General features: G+C 66.0%; 1 protein-coding gene and 1 pseudogene. Both read right to left on the bottom strand.

Annotation, left to right across the window (positions count from 1 at the left end):
* Nucleotides 1-269 precede the first annotated feature (269 nt).
* Nucleotides 270-1127, bottom strand: a complete 858-nt coding sequence (locus ACFU95_RS50975) for a protein kinase (RefSeq protein WP_383844789.1) — start codon at nucleotides 1125-1127, stop codon at nucleotides 270-272.
* 68 nt (nucleotides 1128-1195) lie between these two features.
* A pseudogene (locus ACFU95_RS50980) lies at nucleotides 1196-1462 on the bottom strand (glycine-rich domain-containing protein); the annotation flags it as partial.
* Nucleotides 1463-1552: the final 90 nt, after the last annotated feature.

Below are 1552 nucleotides of genomic sequence, written 5' to 3' on the forward strand. Positions count from 1 at the left end.
CGCGGCCAACACCGGGGAATGACCAACATCAACTGACGCAGTGGGGGTCACTTTTCACCCGTCGAAAGTGGGTCACGATTCACGCGTCGCCGACACCGCGGCACCTTCCGACGTAGAGCAGCTCGTCAATCATGAGCGGCCCTGGTGGTACGAAGTGAGCGCAGTCGGGGCAGGCGTAGAGCGTAAAGCCGGGTCCGCTCGGCCGCTCGATGTCTCGGACCGGAACGGCAGCGTCTGAGTGTCGCCCGCATCGGCAACAGACGTGTGAGCTACAACTCGGCTCTGAGCGCATCACAGACCTCGGCGGGCGTCGGGCGGTCGTCCGGGGCGGGGCTGAGCATCTGCTCGATGAGCTTGCCGAGAATGCCCGGGACGTTGATCGGGCGGTGCGGGCTGTCGACGACTGCCTTTCGCTGTTCAGCTCGGGGTGCATCGTCGGGGTAGGCAACGGCGCGCCACCCCGTAGCGCTGATGAAGAGACTTGCTCCCAGCGCGTAGCTGTCGGCCTGCGGCGAAGGGAGTGCCTCGCCAGTGTCGAGCACGCTGCGGGAGATCTCCGGTGCCTCGTAGTGGACGAGACAGCCCCGGAAGGGGAAGTCACAAGCCTCGGGAATCCTTCCTCCGTGGGCCAACGCTAGATCGATCAGAGCCGCGCTGGTGGGCCCGAGGATGAAATGGGCTGGCTGCACGTCGCCGTGTGCCCAACCGTTGGAGTGCAGGTCAGCGAGTGTCTCAGCGCATGCGAGTGCGTCACGCAGGTCTGGTTCCGTGGTCGCTTCGCCGGTCCGGTGTGGCTTCCATCGGTCGTACAGGCTCTCGCCTGGGTGCCATGGCTGCACGTTCCATGTGCCGTGCTCCCATACCCCGTGGACAGCTTGCACGCCGAGGTCATCTAGGACGACGCCTTCGCGGGCCGGCGCGCGGGCCGTCCACTCCTGGCCCTCCCATTCGGCCGTGGCTTTGATGGGGTACCCCAACTTGACGGCGTACTCGCCGCGCCCGGTGTGGACCTGCCACACCGTCGACCCGCGTCTGTGAAGCACCAGCCTGTGGGCCAGGGGCTTGAGCATCATGGCGACGCGAGCGGGGATTTCGTGGGGTGTTTGGTCGTTGGGCACGTCGCCCATCCTCCCTACAGAGCGGGCCGACCCTCGTGAGGTCGACCCGCTTCGTCCTCGGCCTGATCTACCGATCGCTAACTGCCGTACGGGCGGCCACAGTCCGAGTCGCACTGTGCCGCGTTCTCACCGTTCACGGTCCACAGGTCGTCGAACACCTCGAACCCGGCTGCCTTCATGGCGTGTGCTGCGGACTGAACGTCTTCGAGCCTGCGCCCGCCCCCGCCGGGCGCGGGGTTGTGGTGCAGGAAGCGTCCGGCGTGCTGCTCGCAGAACGATGCGTACTCCCTGGTGTGCAGGATGAACGCGTGAAGGCCCGCGTCGACGTCGTCAGACGGAACTGGGCTTGATCCGCTTTGACGGACATCCGAGATCAGGGGTTCCGCCCCGGAAGGATGTCCATCATGGAGAGCATGGGGAAGAAGAAGCCTCGG

Source organism: Streptomyces sp. NPDC057623 (assembly GCF_042800355.1).
Taxonomy (GTDB): domain Bacteria; phylum Actinomycetota; class Actinomycetes; order Streptomycetales; family Streptomycetaceae; genus Streptomyces.

Coding starts and splice junctions, on each gene's coding strand:
- ACFU95_RS50975 (WP_383844789.1), bottom strand. CDS start 1,127: ATGGGCGACGTGCCCAACGACCAAACACCCCACGAAATCCCCGCTCGC.